Annotated in this window: 23 protein-coding genes; 10 read left to right on the top strand and 13 right to left on the bottom strand. The window is 42.2% G+C overall.

All coding sequences use genetic code 11. The features are described from left to right. Positions 1-154: 154 nt before the first annotated feature. The 13 genes from O3Q51_06970 to O3Q51_06910 form a co-directional block, all read right to left on the bottom strand. Positions 155-550, bottom strand: coding sequence for a hypothetical protein (locus tag O3Q51_06970; GenBank protein MCZ4408542.1), 396 nt, complete (start codon positions 548-550; stop codon positions 155-157). A 259-nt stretch (positions 551-809) separates the two neighbouring features. Next, a complete protein-coding gene (locus tag O3Q51_06965) occupies positions 810-1,403 on the bottom strand; it encodes a hypothetical protein (protein MCZ4408541.1) in 594 nt (197 codons plus the stop codon). Positions 1,404-1,502: 99 nt separating this feature from the next. Beyond that, positions 1,503-1,853 (bottom strand): VOC family protein, encoded by a 351-nt coding sequence (locus O3Q51_06960; protein MCZ4408540.1) that lies wholly within the window; start codon positions 1,851-1,853, stop codon positions 1,503-1,505. Between the two features lie 77 nt (positions 1,854-1,930). Continuing rightward, positions 1,931-2,515: a class I SAM-dependent methyltransferase gene (locus tag O3Q51_06955; protein MCZ4408539.1), complete on the bottom strand. Its 585-nt coding sequence runs from the start codon at positions 2,513-2,515 to the stop codon at positions 1,931-1,933. A 76-nt stretch (positions 2,516-2,591) separates the two neighbouring features. Next, entirely contained in the window at positions 2,592-3,056 is a 465-nt protein-coding gene (locus O3Q51_06950; protein MCZ4408538.1) for a hypothetical protein, read from the bottom strand. A gap of 84 nt (positions 3,057-3,140) precedes the next feature. Then, positions 3,141-4,643, bottom strand: coding sequence for a TlpA disulfide reductase family protein (locus O3Q51_06945; GenBank protein MCZ4408537.1), 1,503 nt, complete (start codon positions 4,641-4,643; stop codon positions 3,141-3,143). A 322-nt stretch (positions 4,644-4,965) separates the two neighbouring features. Next, the gene (locus O3Q51_06940) at positions 4,966-5,697 is read right to left on the bottom strand and encodes a hypothetical protein (protein ID MCZ4408536.1); all 732 of its coding nucleotides are present in this window, start codon (positions 5,695-5,697) and stop codon (positions 4,966-4,968) included. A gap of 52 nt (positions 5,698-5,749) precedes the next feature. Continuing rightward, complete coding sequence (locus tag O3Q51_06935) at positions 5,750-6,220, bottom strand: cupin domain-containing protein (protein ID MCZ4408535.1); 471 nt, start codon at positions 6,218-6,220, stop codon at positions 5,750-5,752. Positions 6,221-6,370: 150 nt separating this feature from the next. Continuing rightward, a complete protein-coding gene (locus O3Q51_06930; protein ID MCZ4408534.1) occupies positions 6,371-7,522 on the bottom strand; it encodes a serine hydrolase in 1,152 nt (383 codons plus the stop codon). Between the two features lie 214 nt (positions 7,523-7,736). Further along, a complete protein-coding gene (locus tag O3Q51_06925) occupies positions 7,737-8,312 on the bottom strand; it encodes a DinB family protein (GenBank protein ID MCZ4408533.1) in 576 nt (191 codons plus the stop codon). A 148-nt stretch (positions 8,313-8,460) separates the two neighbouring features. Beyond that, positions 8,461-8,739, bottom strand: coding sequence for an HNH endonuclease (locus O3Q51_06920; GenBank protein MCZ4408532.1), 279 nt, complete (start codon positions 8,737-8,739; stop codon positions 8,461-8,463). 137 nt (positions 8,740-8,876) lie between these two features. Next, on the bottom strand, positions 8,877-10,355 hold the full coding sequence (locus tag O3Q51_06915) for a serine hydrolase (protein MCZ4408531.1): 1,479 nt from the start codon (positions 10,353-10,355) through the stop codon (positions 8,877-8,879). Between the two features lie 166 nt (positions 10,356-10,521). Then, the gene (locus O3Q51_06910; protein ID MCZ4408530.1) at positions 10,522-12,027 is read right to left on the bottom strand and encodes a PLP-dependent aminotransferase family protein; all 1,506 of its coding nucleotides are present in this window, start codon (positions 12,025-12,027) and stop codon (positions 10,522-10,524) included. Positions 12,028-12,432: 405 nt separating this feature from the next. On the opposite strand from O3Q51_06910, the gene O3Q51_06905 reads away from it, so the two are divergent. From O3Q51_06905 to O3Q51_06860, 10 genes are read left to right on the top strand one after another with little or no spacing between them, the layout of a single operon-like run. Next, a complete protein-coding gene (locus O3Q51_06905; GenBank protein MCZ4408529.1) occupies positions 12,433-12,954 on the top strand; it encodes a GNAT family N-acetyltransferase in 522 nt (173 codons plus the stop codon). After that, complete coding sequence (locus tag O3Q51_06900; GenBank protein MCZ4408528.1) at positions 12,951-13,625, top strand: pyridoxamine 5'-phosphate oxidase family protein; 675 nt, start codon at positions 12,951-12,953, stop codon at positions 13,623-13,625. The genes O3Q51_06905 and O3Q51_06900 overlap by 4 nt, the downstream gene beginning before the upstream one ends. Next, the gene (locus O3Q51_06895) at positions 13,622-14,092 is read left to right on the top strand and encodes an OsmC family protein (GenBank protein ID MCZ4408527.1); all 471 of its coding nucleotides are present in this window, start codon (positions 13,622-13,624) and stop codon (positions 14,090-14,092) included. The genes O3Q51_06900 and O3Q51_06895 overlap by 4 nt, the downstream gene beginning before the upstream one ends. Before the next feature lie 8 nt (positions 14,093-14,100). Continuing rightward, on the top strand, positions 14,101-14,466 hold the full coding sequence (locus O3Q51_06890; GenBank protein MCZ4408526.1) for a cupin domain-containing protein: 366 nt from the start codon (positions 14,101-14,103) through the stop codon (positions 14,464-14,466). Between the two features lie 5 nt (positions 14,467-14,471). Continuing rightward, positions 14,472-14,918 carry a VOC family protein gene (locus tag O3Q51_06885; protein MCZ4408525.1) on the top strand — a complete coding sequence of 149 codons (447 nt, stop codon included), beginning with the start codon at positions 14,472-14,474 and terminating at the stop codon, positions 14,916-14,918. A 45-nt stretch (positions 14,919-14,963) separates the two neighbouring features. Further along, positions 14,964-15,782: a PhzF family phenazine biosynthesis isomerase gene (locus O3Q51_06880; protein MCZ4408524.1), complete on the top strand. Its 819-nt coding sequence runs from the start codon at positions 14,964-14,966 to the stop codon at positions 15,780-15,782. Positions 15,783-15,840: 58 nt separating this feature from the next. After that, on the top strand, positions 15,841-16,191 hold the full coding sequence (locus tag O3Q51_06875; protein ID MCZ4408523.1) for a n-acetylglutamate synthase: 351 nt from the start codon (positions 15,841-15,843) through the stop codon (positions 16,189-16,191). After that, complete coding sequence (locus tag O3Q51_06870; protein ID MCZ4408522.1) at positions 16,188-16,919, top strand: carbon-nitrogen hydrolase family protein; 732 nt, start codon at positions 16,188-16,190, stop codon at positions 16,917-16,919. Before O3Q51_06875 ends, O3Q51_06870 begins: the two co-directional genes overlap by 4 nt. Before the next feature lie 15 nt (positions 16,920-16,934). Next, complete coding sequence (locus O3Q51_06865; GenBank protein MCZ4408521.1) at positions 16,935-17,222, top strand: DUF1272 domain-containing protein; 288 nt, start codon at positions 16,935-16,937, stop codon at positions 17,220-17,222. Between the two features lie 22 nt (positions 17,223-17,244). Then, on the top strand, positions 17,245-17,781 hold the full coding sequence (locus O3Q51_06860) for a GNAT family N-acetyltransferase (GenBank protein ID MCZ4408520.1): 537 nt from the start codon (positions 17,245-17,247) through the stop codon (positions 17,779-17,781). Positions 17,782-17,852: the final 71 nt, after the last annotated feature.

Below are 17,852 nucleotides of genomic sequence, written 5' to 3'. Positions count from 1 at the left end.
GGTCGGCACCACAAGATAAGAAATAGCCGTTGGGAGTGGAAGGGGAGTTTAAAAAAAAGGATTGGGCATCCCCGGCTCGATGACCAATGAAGTGGAGCGCTGTGGGGTGGGGGTGTTGGTTTAAGCTATGAAATGTATAGCAAAGGCTTTCTTTTTAGCCATTGTTTATTTTCTGTTCAAATTCTTCGATTGTTATAAGTCCCACTCGGCTTAAAGCCATTGAAAAGTATGGCTCATACTGATTCCATTTTTCTTGTTTTTTCATATCAGTCAGCATCGGAGTCAAATCGGGATGCTTTTTGAAGTGATGTATTCTCTTCAGTGCAGCGAAATTTACGTTTTTGTCTTGATCGTAGAGAATGGAAAACTGAAGCAACTTAAAAACTTTTCGGTCTCCTGTGTCGCCCAATATCATAACGTCTTTTATTCTCATGTCAGCTGACTTTGCAGAGAATAGTTCAATTTGTCTTTTTTCTGAATCGGTCAATTCCAAGTCGATTTGAGTCCAATCAATTCCTTTCGGTTTTCTTCTAAAGAGTCGGTTCAGCATTCTTTTTATTTTGGTTCCAATAATAGAATAAAACACACTACCGCGCATTTACTCACTTTTGCCAAGGAGCATTCGCTCGTTGAGACGAAGTCCAAATAGATGAACGTCATTGCAATGGTATTGTACACTTCGCAGCAGATAGTGGAACTCCATAGGTATCTCTTGAAATAGGGCAGAGGGCAAATCTGTTGAGCATAGGGTCTTTTGCAGTCATCATGTAATGGTCAAAAAGCAGGAGCTCGCAGAAAGGGCTGTGGTGTTATTCTGCTTCTGCAACTTCTAAAATTGTTTCACAAATATGGCGAAATGCCGTTCCTCTTTCAGGACTCCACCTTACGGCTATGAAGTAATCTCTTTTGACGGGGTTATGGGCCAAAGGGTCAAAAGCCTCCAGCCAATAGTGCCCGCCGTCAAGTCCTTTGCGGTCTATTTTTACGGGCATGGTCCAAAAGCAACTTGAATCGAAAGCCTTTTCTATAGTACTCCATTCGTCAGAAGTTAACGTTCTGATTAGTGTTGTGTCGTTCACCCCTTCAGACTCTTTGTACGCTTTGGTGTAAGTTTTTTTGAGGGTAAGTAATCCGCCTTCCGATTGCTTTTCAAAACGGTAAGACCATATTTTTTTCTCCCAACTGAAGGAATTCATCAGGCGATATGTTTTTGTGCTGCACCGATTCATGTCAGGTTCATCAACCGCATACAGGTAGTTCTCGTAACTTTCCTTAAAGCCTTCTCGAGCCAATAGACTGTCATTGACCAAGAGGATTTGATCATCTATGCTGCACTCGTATGGATTGTGGTTCTGACAAGCGTACAACAGGCCCGTGGCCAAAAAGAGTATGGTATATTTCATATGATGACGGAGTGATTATATAGACGTAGACTTAGGCGACAGAAAGCATACCGAAGAGAATGGGGGGTAGCCGTCTTTAGCGGTTCTTCTGTTGAGGTCCTAAATACTTTGTCCAAATGTCAATAGGTTATTGTCAGGGTCAAGCAAGGCAAATTCTTTTTGTCCCCATGGTTTGATTTGCAATGCGCCGTTCGGATGAATTTTAGTTTTACTATCCAGCATCGATTGATAAACGCCGTCAATGTTGTCGGTTCTAACATAGACTTGACCATAATTCTCCTTGGGGTCTAGCTCTTTAAATTCAAAGAAGTGGATTTCCACATGATCCTTTCGAACCATTAAATACCCTTCATAGTCGCCTATTTCTTTAAAACCCAATTGGCTGATGTAGAAATGTCTGGTAGCAGACTTATCGCGCATAGGTAGTTTTGGGTTGATGTCGGTTAGCATGGTTCTGTTTTTGGTTTTAACCCTCACTTAGGTCGGGATCACGATTGGCCTAAGATACCAAATCGACCTTTTATGAACTAACCGTTGCTATCGGCTTTTTTCTTTCCAATCAGTACCAATGAGTCTCCATCTTCAAATTCTGCATATTCTTCAATCAAAAGAATTTCAAAGTTGTTCTCAAAGAGATCCTTCAATGATTTCTTAGTGTGATAGTTCACGAAGAGTCCTTTGAAAATTTCTGAACCTTCTCCTTTCCAGAAAGAATGACAGATGATTCCGTTGGTATTTAAAACATCAAACTGTCTTTGTATGGAATCCTTGAGTTCGTCATCGTGCAAATGATGCATTACCTTGTTAGAATAAATACCGTCAAACTTTTCTTCTAATCTCAGTGTGGTAGCATCTAATTCAATGAATCTGCCTTTAGGATTAGCAGAAACGAGATGACATAGAAATTCGGCTGAATTATCAGAACCTACGACTTCATAATCAAGGTTGAGGATGTTCCAGTCAGTTCCCGGGCCTGTGCCGATTTCAAGTAAGGAAGAATTTAATGGTAGGAAATTCTTTAGCTTATTAATCAGTTCCCCTCCATTAACACCCTTTGCTAATCTGATGTATTCTTCAACCGACTCTTTAGTTTTGTAGAACGTTCCACTCATAATTTTATTCTATGCATCGCAATAGCATGGCTATGTGCATTGTCCCGGAGGGCATTATGTCTGGGAAATGTTGTTCTCAATTTTTCTTTTTTTTCTTCCCATGATAAAAATAGCGACCTGTAATTATTCCACATGGACCTATTACGCTATTTAATTTATCAAACTCTTCTTCCGATATTCTTTGGCCCTCAAAGTCGTAATATTTCGTTGATATTAAGTCTCCATGTCCAAACGTTTCAGTCTTGTAGTATCCATTTTCAAGGTAAGAGGTTCTGTCTCCATGATAGACGATACTATCAAGCCGTATTTCGGTCTTGAATACATTTCCAAGAATACTGTATTTCGGCCGCTCTTGCACTATAGGAAGGAGAAAGGCTTGAGCGTGTTCGCTTAAACTTGAGTCAGAATAAGCCTTGTATTCCACCAATGTCTTATCAACAATCTGCTTAAGCGTGTCTATCTCAGTCCAAGTCGATTGATCTTGAGCAAATACAACCCGCACCATCAAAGTTAAAATCGCTATAGAGAGGAATCTTTTCATTTTTTAATTTGGCACTCCGCATAGAATAAAGATACTCTGTTTTCACTTTGGCTTTATTTCTTGTAGAAGCAGGTTACTAATCCACTATTTGAGATGTTGTTTGAGCTGATCGATCAGTGATTTTTCAAAACTGGGTCTATACGCGTCTCTTTCCAAGATTTGTCCACTTGGGTCGATCACAAGATATCTCGGAATTGCGAAGCTTTTCCCATTATTTAGTTCACTTTGCATTGATTCCAGCAGTTGTTTGTTTACCATATAGTGATCACCCTCCAAAGAATAGAATCTAATGATCTTAGCACAATCTTCGATTTTTGTAGGGTCATCAATGGAGATATAGATTCTTTGGATTCCCGATTCTTGAAAGAATTGGTTGAGCTCAGAGCTTTGATTTTCAAATTCCTCTTTGCATGGACCACACCAGCTAGCCCATATATCTAAATACAATAGTTTGTTCGGATATTTTTTCGTCAGTTCATTCAAGTCTGCAAATTCTTCGCTTTCAAAAACTGATGGAAGACTTGTATTCAAATCTTGAAACTTCACTATCTCGGCAAATTCAACTTCTAACTCCGGTAAAAATGGACTGTCCGGATAATCTGATCGAAACCTGATAAATTGGTCTTGCACTGAAGCTGAAAATTTGTTCTTTATTCCATTGCTCTTTATCGTGTATGCCAGATGTTGTTCTTTCACCTTACCGGTAAAATACGTAGAGACCAGTTCATAAACTAAGCTGTCTTTTTTATCAGGATCACAGTTTCTAATTGTGGTCAAGGCATCTTCAAAATACATAGGCCATGTGGCGTTCTTGTACTCATTGTACCGGTACGAGCCTAAAGCTGTAGAATTGTCGATTTCAGTATTCGTAAAAACGTTTTCCAGCTGCTCGTTCCATTGACGAACGATACTTATATCCGTTTCTTCATCTAATGTGAGGTTATTTACGTTCCAGGCAATGAAAAACAATTGGGCATGGTAATACCTGATGTCCTCTCTCAGAATTGACAAGAACTGTTTTTTCAAAGCATGTTTCTTCTCATACGCTAGTATTATTTCTAGTTCTTCCTTCTCCATTATTTGAAGTGTGTCAAATAAGGCGACTGCATCTTTGCCATGCATTAAAGATTGTAGGAATTTGGAATCGCCCCAATAGTCAACAGTATATCTTTTAAGCGCACTTAATAGTTCGTTTTCAGCGACATGGTCCCCTTTGAACATAAGCGATTCAAACTCCCTGTTTTTTTCGAGAGTTATGTCAATTTGATCGCCTGGCTGTGCAAAGAATTGAATGCAATTGCTTCTACCGATCCAAGGGAGATAATTGAGCCAAATTTGACAGAAACCTGCACTGTCCAGTGATAGCGTAACGTCTAGTTTACCCTTATTATCTGTTTTCAGTTTTGCCCATTTCCCAACGAAAAAGCTGCCACTTATGGGAGTAGATATGTTAACAGATGCACTGAATCCGTTTATTAAATTCAGTTTAATGTGAATGGAATCTTGATTTGTCTTATCGCCAGCAGTGGAATGCTGAGCGATTAAGATTACAGGGCAAAGCAGAAGTAGGATAAAAAATGGTTTCACTTCGTTTATTCAATTTACCACAGCAAATAGGGTGGCACGCACTAGTGTGCCTTATTTCGCTTGTGGAATTACCTCAGCCCGAATAGCACAAGCAGCTTTTTCGATTTTGCCCTGCTCTATAATTCGGCAGTACCACCGTTGTATATTCCCAAAACCAAACAGAAAAACCTAACCCTTTCTAATTCAGCCTTTGGTCGGCATCACAAGATAAGAAATAGCCGTTGGGAGAGAAGCGGGTACTGTTAAGCATGGAAAGTTTGCTACCGGCTAGATGACAAACCTCCCAAGGCAGATGCTTTGCAGGCATGCGAGTTATCCAGCCTTAATACCCGAAAGGGACTACTTCTTCCGTCTCAACGGTATCCTTTGGAATGGGGCGTTCTTTCGTGTATTCGTTTAGGGTGAGCTCGGTAATCTTTGAATCTCTGTCAGCACCGTATTGGACGTCAAACCCGAAAATATGATTGGTATCATCAATGTCGGTCAGGTGTATCCGGAAATGTCCCGTTTCTCGCATAATGGCTATGACCTCTAAGGAACCTGTCCAGCGCAACTCTTGTAAGTTGCTTCGTTCTGAATGGAGTAGGGGTTCTATGGTGCCCCAAAAAGCCGGGGCGATATAATCCTGCAGCTCTTGGGTGCTGTCTGCCAGCATCAGGTCGCGCATGAAGTTATGCAGCTCTACAAAGCGTTTATGCTTCAGCTTATCGTCTATGTATTTCACATTCTCGACTGCAAATAGACGATTGTAATCGGGACAGAGTAGAGAGAGGTAGAGATTGACATACCCGTCGTAGGCAAAGCCTTCAATGCCTTTTGCCTCGAGTTTTTTCATATGGTACATCCCTGCACTGGCCGCTTCCAAGCCTTGGCCTTGCTTTGCTCGCAACGTGCCTGCCCCCCTCGCTGTTAAGGATTCTATCGGGATCTCACTCTCTGCAATTCGTAAGCAGATATATTCGGCCTCCACGTTGAGATATTCATCGGGCCCCGTTTGGGCATCTTGGGCATGGAGTGATCCGAACAGTAATGAAAGCAAAAAGAGGGTTTTCATATGTCTATTTTAAGCGCTGATCATCCGACTTCCAAAATTTACGCCACTTCGGCTAAACAAACCTCAACTTGTACTTCCCGCATATCTCACTCACCTTTTGCATATCGGGTGGTCCTGCAGGGAGCGCAGCCAATTCACCAAACATTCCTTCCAATCCGGCAGGAAAAATACTTAGCATAGCTCGGGCCTTTTCTTTTCCCACTACTTTCCAAGAATGGGGCACTCCTTTCGGGCAAAATATCAGATCGCCCGGATGGAGCGTCGTCAGTTGATCGCCAATGCTCATCTCTACTTCCCCTTCCAGGACTTGAAACACTTCGTCCTCATTTTCGTGAACGTGGGGCGGAATTCCGATACCCGGATCGTTGTACTGTTCTATCAAGGTGTATTGCCCGTCGGTGTCTTCACCAGTCAATTTGATGTTTTGATGGTCGCCCAAAACATTGAGCATTTTCCCTTGGTCGCTTTTGACAATCTTGGGTTCGGTATTTTCTCCACTTTTTGTTTTAACAGTATTCGACATGCTATTGCTAGGTATTTTGGTTTATCGGCAATGCAAGATAGAAAATAGCGCATACTGCGTAAAGAAAAGTTTGCTAACCACAATTCCTTAAGGGAAATTGAGATATTACTGCCTCATTTTGTTTGGATGTGTTGATCGTGTTCCTTTTAATCAATCGGGATCCATCAAAGCTCCGACCACTTTATTGACCATATACGACTCGTCCCAATCGTCAGGCCTTTCGCCAATGCGCACCAGCACAAGCTCAAATTCAGGTACAATGTATACCACCTGGTGGTGTGTTCCATCTATCGCGGCGTTTTTGGCTAGAAAAGGCGTGGTTCGTTCCTTCTCGCGGGCCCCGCCGTCTTCGTAATTCAACCAGATTTGGTAGCCATAATCTTTTTCTAAAGAACTTTGGGTCAGCATTTTATTGATCCAGCTTTCAGAGACTACTTGTTGCCCGTTCCACGATCCCTTCTGTAAGAATAACTGCCCTAGGATCATCCAATCCTCTGCTTGGGCAAAGTAGCAGCAAAAAGTCCTGGGCATGCCTCCTTCGCGATCGAGCCACCATCCCGCATTAGCCGCTCCTATGGGTTTCCATAGTTTTGACGAAGCATAGCTTTCTACAGATTGTCCCGTGGCCCGTTCCAGTATGATTCCTAATAGTTGTGTATTGGCATTATTGTACTCAAAGACGGTGGCAGGCTCTTTTTCCAGGGGTATGTTGAGGGCGGTTTTCTCTACTTCCGTACCCATATACAAGCTGACGATATCTGAAAATAAATTCTCCGTATTGTCGTCGTTTAGCAAACCCGATTGCATCAACAAAAGGTCTTCGATGGTAATGTTCTTTCTTTCATCATTTGCCCACTCGGAAAGATACGCAGAGGCGGGTTCTGTTTCACTCTTCATATGACCTTCGTCTATGGCTATTCCAATTAGAAGGGCCGTAATTGTTTTTGCCATCGACATGGAATTCGACGTAGATTCTTTGGTCGTTTCATTCCAGTAGTGTTCCAATTGCAATTGGCCCTTGTGTAGTACCAGCAATGCGTTACTATTTCGGGTTTCAGCGTAATGGCTGATGTCTTCCAAAACGGATGGATCAATACTCAAACTATCTGTCAATACGTAATTTGTGGCATCGTTGCCCTCGATGATCCCTTTAGGTGTATACCATTCGCTATTCGAAATCTCATTGGTAGCAGGGTAGGTGGCACCCCTTTTTAATAGCGTATAGTTGAACGCAATAAAGATTCCCAGAAGTACGAGTATTAGCAATACTGCACCTCCAATGTACTTGAGTATTTTTTTCATTTTGGGTCTTTTGGTTGCGTTGCTGCAAAGGGTCGCTTCCACCGTTTAAAAGTGCTTTTGCATCTCTTCTGGCTTACACGCCACATCCCTTGGTCGGTAGCGCAAGATAGAGTTTCGCACGTCACGGGCAATCTCTATCATTACTTGAAATAGACGTTGAATTGTGGTTTGCGTCCACAACCATGGTCTCTGCTCATGCCGTGGTCATGTCTGCCTACTGATACAAAACATACCTAGGTGGCTTGATTCCATTGAGCCGCAGGTAAACAAGCATTTGTCCTCTGTGATGGGTGATGTGATCGGCGAGCAGTAGGAAAATTTGTCTTTTCGTGCGATCCAAGCCCAGATAGTTCAGCCTGTCGTTGAAGGTGGTCGTATCAAATGCGGAGATGAGTTTGATGGTTTCATCGAAAGCATGGTCAACCGCCGCAATCATTTCCTTTTTGGATTTATGGTCCACTTTCAATGTGGTGTCTGTTTCCCAATCTCTTGCAGGGCGATCGCCAAGCAAAGTTTGACTGTGCCAATCCATGGCCCAGGCTATGTGCATCAAGTTTTCGGCAAAGCTCATCGACTCTGGTGTGGCCTTAAAGGAGAACTCGTCTTCCGGCATTTTTTCCGCCACCAGAATCATATACTCCCGTGAGTTTTCCAACCGCTCCAAATAGTCTTTTATAAAGTCATTTTGCTGCGCCAATGCAGGCGAAGAGCCAAAGCAGAAGAGAAGAGCTAAGGTGAGAATGAAGGTCGGTTTCGCGGCTTTATCTCTAAACTGTATGATTCGTTCCATTGAGTTCTCCTTCCTCTTTTATAGGAAGGTATCGCAAGGTACCAAATAGCCCTCGGGCTCAATTCAGTCTCTGTTAAGATTAGATAAAAGCGCACAAGTTTTTAGGCTCCTGCTCAGAGCAAAGCGAAAATAGAAAGGTCGAGTATACCTATGCCGTCAAACGATATGGCTCATACCACGGTATAGCCTTGGCTTCTTTGCGAATAAACATATACTCGTGCAATTCGGGAATGGAAAGAATCATACTTCCTTTGGTACCATTGCACCTGCGGCAAAGAATCTGTCCGTTGCTATTGCAATCAGGACCACCCTTGCTTTTAGGGTATACATGATCAAAAGTGAGTTGCTTGTCCGTACCGCAGCAAAGGGAGTAAGGTGGATGTCCGTTGTCGATGAGTACTTCTACTCTAGGAGGTATTCTGCACACGATTACTAGTTAAGGGGTTAAGTAACATACGTGTGAGACAAACTTGGGTTTCATTTACTGTTTTCGAATGAACAAAGCTTCGTCTTGGCGCGATGCAGGATAGGTCGAACTCGGGTTGTACCCTTTGACTTTTTGCCTTAATCTGGCACTATCCTACTGAATTCAATATTGTTGGCACCGCCTGAGTCTAGAAGAAATCCAGTTGCTTCTTTGTTTTCTACACGGAATTTCAACACCGGAGTGCGACCGGATAGCTGCAAGCTATTGATATGGTAGAGTGGTGCCTTGGCCGTAGTTTTATCGATCCACGAGAGTTCCATCTCATCTAAATTGCCTGCATTCAGCATCAGGCTATTATTGTCATCAAGCGATAGGAAGTAAGTGGCGTCGATGGTCTCGCTGTAGTATGTTCCTACGAAAGCCGCCAGCTTTTTCGATCTCTTGTATTTGGACGGGCTATTAATCAGTGATTCGGGATAAATGCTTTCTCGATGCTCGGTCTTTTCATTGTTTTGTGAGGACGGCCTGCTCGCAATCTCTTTTTTGAAGATCATAGAAGAAATAGCGAGAAGAGATGCCTTGCGATCCAACTCTGGATTGTTTTTGAAAAAAACGTAAGTGAGATTGTATTCGGGAAATCTAGCATAAAAAGATTCATAGCCCCAGTCATAATCGAGGCCGCCGTGGCTTTCTTCTCTAATACCCTCATACTCGCCCAATACTTGGCCATAGGCATAACTGGTTTCGGCGCCGTTTCGCAATGCATACGAGGTTTGCAAAAGTTTGTGATGCTCAGCCGTCAAAATGGTCTCGTTTTGCATAGCCTGATCCCATTTCTGGAAATCATCAACCGTCGTGTAAACTCCCACAGGGCCCAAGTGAGTGACTTGGCTGTTCCTCTTTTCAAATTCGCCATCGTGGTTGTAGACATAGCCAGAGGCCATGTTGGCAATGGGCTTATTCGGATCGGGTCGATAAAAAGTATTGGACATGCCGAGCTTAGAGAAGAGTTCCGCTTCCGCAAAATCAGGAAGGGACTGTCCGCTCACTCGACTTACAAGTTCACCTGCCAGCCTAAAAGAGGTGTTGGAGTATCGAAAGTAATGACCCGGTTCGTATTCCAAATGGCCATGGTCGACAAGCCACCCAAGCGGCGATTTTTCAAATTTATAAATGCGGTATCCCCTCATGGTAGCAGCAGAAGGCCAGCTCGCAATTCCACTCGTATGATTTAGTAGATCTTTAATCAACACTCCATGAGCGTATGATTCGAGTTCGGGGAAATACTCAACCAATTCGTCATCGAGTTTCAAGCGTCCTTCTTCGACCAATTTCAACACACATATGGCTGTCATGTGCTTCGTCATGGAGGAGATTGGGAATAGCGTGCCTGTAGTAAATTGCTGTTGCGTTTCAATATCGGCATAGCCGAATCCCCTGGAATAGATGGTCTCCTCACCCTTGAAAATGGCTAGGTATCCTCCGGGACTGTCAGGCTCATCCCACGACATAATCAAACTGTCCAGACCCTTTATATCGATCTCTTGTCCAGCCAAGGAAAGACCGTAAAGAAGCTGGAATAAGAAGACAAAGGAACGAAGCAGATATATTCTCATTAATGCAAGGATTTTATCAAATGAAATGTCGGTTCAGATCAATGTTAGAATAATCCGATCAAAATACGGTTAGTAATTTAATAATGAGTTTATTAAATAAAAAAAAAATCAAGTTGTGAATTTATCAATCAGGTGGCTGATTAGCCACTCTCAATATGAATTGATCTTAGTCAACTGCTTCAATCTTGAGAGCGCTGTCTTTAATCTTCTCAAGCGTTTTCTTTAATCTACCCACCAATTCTTCGATTTCAAATTCATTATGAGCAGCAAAACCAACCCGAATGGCATTGTGTCCTATGTTGGCACTGTCGTAGCGCTGCCATTGCCCTATTTCGAGCTTCTGCTTTCGAGCGATTTCAGCAACATCATCCCAAGAGTATTTTGAATGCAATTTTACCCAAACGGCCATGCCTCCTTTTGGTATTTCAAATTCAAAGAAATCACTCAGTTGATCTTTCAGCAGTGCACAGAATAGATCCCGACGTTGCTTGTAAATCTTCATCACCCTGCGGATATGCCTGTCCAAATCACCTGATTTGATGAAATCGGCAAAGGTTAGTTCCAACAAGGCATCTCCTTGCCGATCTATTAAGCCTCTTAGCTTCGAGGCCTCATCTACAAACTCTTTTGGGGCAATCAAATACCCAATTCTAAAAACGGGTGCCACGGTTTTACAAATCGATCCGATGTAAATGACATTTCCATTAGCATCGTGACTTGCCAGCGGTAGGATCGGAGCGTGGTTGTAATGGAAATCGTAATCGTAGTCGTCCTCGATAATAGCAAAATTGTGCTGCTTCGCAAGATTTAAAAGGTGGAGCCTTCTTTTTGCCGAAAGTGTTACTGTGGTGGGGTGGTGGTGATGAGATGTGACGTAAACCGCTTTGACTTTTTGCTTTTTACAAAGCTTCTCAATCTCATCAGTGACCAATCCATCTTCATCTACCGAAACCCGCTTTAGATTGGCGCCATGGTGTAAAAACGTAGTGTCTGCAGAGCCGTAATTGGTATTTCCTACAACAATATTTTCCCCTTTGTGTAGGACGATCTGAGATGAAATCCAGATACCCATCTGGCTTCCGCGGGTGATCAAAATACTGTCTTTGGTGATGTGCAATCCTCTCGTCGCATTGAGATACTTGACCAAGACATCCCGAAGCGTATCATTTCCATAGGTAGAGCCATAGGAGAGGTGGTCATACACATTTTTTCGAGCTGAAATTCTTCGGTACGTCCGTGCGATTTCTTCGATCGGTGTGAGCCTTCCATCTGAAACCCCATCATCGATGTATATGAAGTCTTCTTTGTCTCTTTTTAGTTTTTCGTTGAGCAAAGAGTTCTTATCAAAGTGAAACCCCGCATTTGCCTTGAGTTGAAGACAACCCTCGTCACTAATTTTCTGTGTACTCAGTTCTGGGAGATCTCTTTTAATAAAAGTTCCTTTTTTGGGAATGCTTTCAATCCAGCCTTGCTGCAGTAAATCCTCATAACAGGCGACAATAGTTTTTCGATGTAGATTCAGTTGTTCAGCAAGCGTTCGGCTACCTGGGAGCTTCGTTTCAGGTGGCAAGGTTCGGTCTTTAATTAAGTCTATAAATTGATTGGACAATTGAAGATACAGTGGCTGTTTACTCGCTCTGTCAAGCCGAATACTTGTTTTATAAGGGAACATCTGGACTACTGGTTATATTAATTCTGGGTTATTGGAGACATCCAGCAATGTAGTAATTTCGAATTGGATAATCAGGATTTTTACTTCTTGTAGGAGGAGTTTTCTCAGTAAATGAGATCTCTTTTTCAAAGCTGAAATCATTGATTTATCACCTACTTTTCGAAAAACCAGATCAATTATGAATGCGATTATAATAGATGTAATAGGGTACTTCGGTCTGGCGCTCAATCTTTACTCTATGTCTACCAAAGGCGAGTTTAAACTGCGGGCGGTCTCATTAATCGCAAACGTGATTTACATTTTTTACGGATCATTAATTAGTGCGACACCCATCATTGTAGGATGCACCATAGCCGTATTTCTTCATGGCTACCATCTACGGAGGTTGCGGTTAAAAAAGGAGGAATGATAAAGATCAGATCTGCCACAGAAGAGGATATTGAGATTTTAGCACTCCTTGGACGAATCACTTATTCAGAGTCTCACGGTGCTTTTATTCACGATAGAAACGATTTATTAGAATACAACAAAAAGGCTTTTGCAGTTTCGAAAATTAAAGAGGATCTGAGAAATAAAAAGAATCTTTTTTATATCGCTTATGCAGATGATTTTCCTGTCGCATTTGCGAAGTTGATTTTAAATGAATTCCACGAAAGTGTTGATTCTAAAAACACATGTTTACTCGATAAAATTTATGTTTTGAATGAATTTATTCCTTTAAAAATCGGCCAAGTTTTGTTTGATTTTCTCGAAGGAGAAATAAGGCGTTTTGATTGCGATACCATTTGGCTCGATGTTTATCTTCAGAACTATCGAGCAATTCGATTTTATCAAAAAAACGCTTTTGTTCCCACGGGTAGGCAGGACTTTTTAGTCAATGGCACCCCTTATGAAACCATCGTTTTCTCAAAAAGAATACTGCTATGAGAGATTATCCAAAATCGAAATTGAACAGAGTAAAACGAGGCCAAAAAAGAGCCACTTACGATGTAGAGAGCATCAATGGCATTCTGGATGCTGGTTTTATTGGCCACGTGGCATACGTCTATGAAGGAAGAGCTCTTAACTTGCCAATGGCGTATGGACGGTCAGAAAACAAAATCTACTTGCACGGTTCTCAAGGCAATAGAATGTTTTCGGCCCTTCTCGAATCCCAAGAGATGAGTATGACAGTAATGCACCTTGATGCCTTGGTTTTGGCACGGTCGGGACTGCACCATTCTGTAAATTACCGTTCGGCTACCTTGTTTGGTAGTGTCAAGAAAATTGAGTCCGATGAAGAGAAGGAGTCAGCACTAAAATGTTTTATGGATCATATGATGAAGGGTCGCTGGGAAGGAATCAGATCCATGCATAAGGCGGAACTCGATAGAACTTTGGTGGTAGAAATGACCATTGAAACTGCCTCAGCTAAAATTCGAGACGTGGGCGTTGCCGATGAGCCTGAAGATTACGATTTAGATGTTTGGGCGGGGTTGGTTCCCTTAAAGCAGGTAGCTCAATACCCTATTGCTGATGATGGTTTACCAAAGAATATGGATATTCCGAATCATGTTTTGGACTATTATCACGAACGCAAATACGGAGAGACATCATGAAGAAGCATCATTACACGAATTCACTCGAGTGGACTGGAAATGAAGGTGAGGGCACGAAGAGCTATCGTTCATACAATAGAAATCACGTGATTTGTATTGACGGAAAGCAGCATCCAATAATGGGTTCTTCCGATCCTTCATTTTCGGGAGATCGGTCTCGATACAACCCTGAGGAATTGTTTCTCTCCTCCATTTCCTCATGTCACATGCTTTGGTATTTGCATTTGTGCTCAGTTCATAAAATCATCGTTACTGAGTATTTAGATCAGGCGACAGGAATAATGGAAGAAGACGAGCGTGGAAGTGGCCAATTTATGGAAGTGACACTCTACCCCAAAGTGAAAGTAGCGGAATCGGGAATGATCCATAAAGCTCAGGAACTTCATAAAGAAGCCAACAAAATGTGTTTTATTGCCAATTCCTGCAATTTCAAAATTGGTCACAAGCCAAAGACATTGGTTAACTAAAGCGAATCATGGAAATCAAGAAAGTCAATCTTTCCGAAAAACTAAGCACCTTCACCGATCATTGGTCGCCAAAAATCATTGGAGAACTCAACAACCAGCATGTAAAAGTGGCCAAGTTTAAGGGCAATTTTACCATGCATCATCATGAACATGAGGATGAACTCTTTTATGTGATCGGGGGGGAACTATTTATTGAGCTCGAGAACAAAACGCTGCACTTGAGAACGGGAGAGTTTGTAATCATTCCCAAAGGAATGGCGCACAAGCCATACGCTCCAGAAGAAGTCCACGTCATGCTTTTCGAGCCTGCATCGACGCTCAATACAGGGAATATTGAAAATGAGAAGACCCAACGAGCTCTAGATAGACTGTAAAATCAATGATACGATTTGCCCATACCAACATCGTCAGCAGCGACTGGAAGAAGCTTGCCGACTTCTACATAAAAACCTTCGGTTGTAAGCTCGTCCCTCCTGTTCGAAATCAGTCAGGTGACTGGCTCGATAAAGGCACCGGGCTGCGAAATGCTCATATAGAAGGTGCTCATTTACGCCTTCCTGGTCATGGTGAGAATGGCCCCACTTTGGAGATTTATCAGTACCAACATATGGAAAGCCAAGAGTTCGTTTCTCCAAATAAACGCGGCTTTGGACACATTGCCTTTGAGGTAAGTGATGTAGAAATGATGCTTGAAAAGTTGATCAAAAATGGAGGCCAGACTATTGGCGAAATCGTGAAAAGAGAAGTAAATGGAGTGGGGGAACTCACCTTTGTTTATGCTCGAGATTCAGAAGGAAATAGTATTGAATTGCAGCAATGGAACTAAGAGAGAAAAGCTTACGGAATATGAATGTACACCTCTATAAATGCAATGAGTAAGAAAATAGAAACCTATATCGTCGACTCTTTTACCGATCAAGCCTTCAAAGGAAATCCTGCGGGAGTTTGTGTATTAGATACGCCTCTGTCGGATGAAAAAATGCAAACCATTGCTAGGGAATTGGGCCTTTCCGAAACGGCTTTCGTAAAACCCATCACAGGAAAAGAGGCATTTTCGATTCGCTATTTTTCTCCTAAGATGGAAATTCCACTCTGTGGTCATGCAACCTTGGCTTCGGCAAAAGTGCTCTTTGAGATTGAATCCGAGATGGACAGAATCCACTTTCAAAATCTGGATGGTTTAGACTTGTTGATAGTGAAGGATCGAGAAATCATTGAAATGGAATTTCCCGTTTATTCTACGAGCCCTCAAGGGGCTCCAGATGAACTGCTGAGAGCCTTGGGGATCAAAGTCCTTGTAAATTCTGCCTTCAATAGAGAAACAAATATCCTTTTATTGGAAATTGAGAGCAGCTCGGTCTTAGAGGGGTTGGCACCTGATTTTGAGAAGCTAAAACGCGCTCATGATTCTATAAATGGAGTTTTGGTTACCGCTCCTTCGCAAAGAACGGATTATGATTTTGAGTCGAGATACTTTTGGCCGTGGAGCGGCACCAACGAAGATCCTGTAACGGGTGGAACCCATACTTTCTTGGCGAAGTACTGGGGAGAGCGATTAAACAAGTACAAAATGAGGTCATACCAATGTTCGGCAAGATCGGGATTTATGGAAGTAGAACTGGTTAGTGGATCCAAACTACTGATCAGGAGTGAAGCTCAAATCGTTCTCAAAGGCGAAATGCGGGTGTGAATAGTTTGCAATAGTGAAATGGAACCTCACAAGAGTAGGGCACATAATTAAGACAAGAATGAATTACGACGGAAAAAAATTCAGGCCAGTACAGAATACCGAAAATGGAGAGACTTCAGCAGAAACCACTTTTGAGTATCGGCAGATAGGTAATATTCTGACTTCTGAATACAGTGGTGGTCAAATTTTAAAAGGTCATCTTATTGGCTTAGTGGCTGAAGACGGCAGCATTGATATGCGGTATCATCAGGTAAACACAAAAGGAAATTTGATGACTGGGAGGTGTTATTCAAGACCAGAAAGGATGACTGATGGAAGAATTAGACTTCACGAAAACTGGGAATGGACATCGGGCGATAAATCTAAAGGGATGTCGGTTCTGGAAGAAATACAAACTGAAATCAAATGAAAGTATGTCTCGTCCAATCGCAATCACGACCAGGAGAAATAGATTTTAACATTCAGAATCACATAAATCTTATCCAAGTTGCTCTTCAGTCAAAGCCCGATTTGATTGTGTTTCCAGAACTTTCTCTCACTGGATACGAACCTCAAATGGCAGAAGAGCTAGCTTTTGGCGTGGAAGATCAACGGCTAAAACCATTTCAAGACATAGCAGATTTTCACAAAGTGATCGTTTCGATAGGATTGCCCATACGTCAGTTCGAAGAAGTACATATCAGTGCGGTTTTCTTCCTACCTGGGAAAGACCGATTACTCTATTTAAAGACACTGCTCCATGAAGATGAACTTGGCTTTTTTTCAGAAGGTAAAAATCAGCCTCTTCTTTTGGACATTGCTAAAAAGGCCGCTTTTGGGATCTGCTACGAGAGCTTAAAAAGAGCCTTCTATGAAAAAGTGTTGGAGAATCATGCCGAAATGTACATAGCGAGCGTCGCTAAATCAATCGAAGGGGTCGAATGCGCGTATGCCCAGTTCCCAGAAATTGCTCGAGTTTACAATGTACCCGTGTTGATGTCAAATTGTGTTGGTAATTCCGATGATTTTGTGAGCTCAGGCCAATCGGCTGTTTGGAATCAGCAAGGTGACCTCATGGGACAGCTCGATGGGGAAAGTCAAGGGTTATTGTTCTACGACATGCAAACGGAAGAAGTGAAAATAATCCAAGATTTATAAAAAACAGGAAATAGGATGGAGATTAGACTCAATTGTGAAAACTGTGATAAACCGCTTCTCAATGATAGCACGGAAGCGATGATTTGTTCGTTCGACTGCACTTTTTGTCAGGAGTGTGTTGAGGACATTCTACAGAATGTTTGCCCCAATTGTGGAGGCGGATTTGAAAAAAGACCCACAAGGCCTCGAGCATTCCTCAAAGCTCATCCACCTTCAGCGAAGAAGGTATTGAAACCTGTAAGAATGGAAGTTTTTCAAACCATGCTTGTAGAGTATGAGAACGTTCACCCCTCCGAGAGATAGGTCTCACTTAATTATTCACCACATGAAAATTGAAAATAGCACACTTGAAGACATCCCTAGAATATTCGAATTCTACCGAATAGCCACTGCATACATGAAATCAAAAAATCAAGTGCATTGGCCCGAATTCTCAATCGATTTAATCATGCATGAGATCAATGAGCATAGGCAGTGGAAATTAGTAATGGATCAAGAGATTGCCTGTATATGGGCCACTACACTAGAAGACGAACTAATTTGGGGGCATAATTCCAAGGATCCTGCGCTTTACATCCATCGAATAGCTGTGAATCCAGATTTTAGAGGCAAGAACTTGGTTAATGAACTTGCAAGATGGGCCAATGATTTTGGACATAGCCTAGACTTAAAGTATATCCGTATAGACACAGTAGGTTATAACCAAGCCTTGATTAGCCATTACGAAAAAGTAGGTTTTGAATTTTTAGGTATGAGAAAGCTCGCAAATAACGCAGGTCTTCTCGATCATTACAAAGAAGGAGAGGTGTGCTATTTTCAAAAGGAAATCCGCAACCAATCTAATGCCATGCGCGAGTCTTAGCGAGTTGATTAACAATAGGTGTGAAGATTCAAAAATCAGTTTGCAAACGGAGAAAAGTCATATTTCGAGTA

The organism is Cryomorphaceae bacterium 1068 (assembly GCA_027214385.1).
GTDB lineage: Bacteria > Bacteroidota > Bacteroidia > Flavobacteriales_D > Cryomorphaceae > JAKVAV01.
This window is presented reverse-complemented; position numbering and strand designations above follow the sequence as displayed.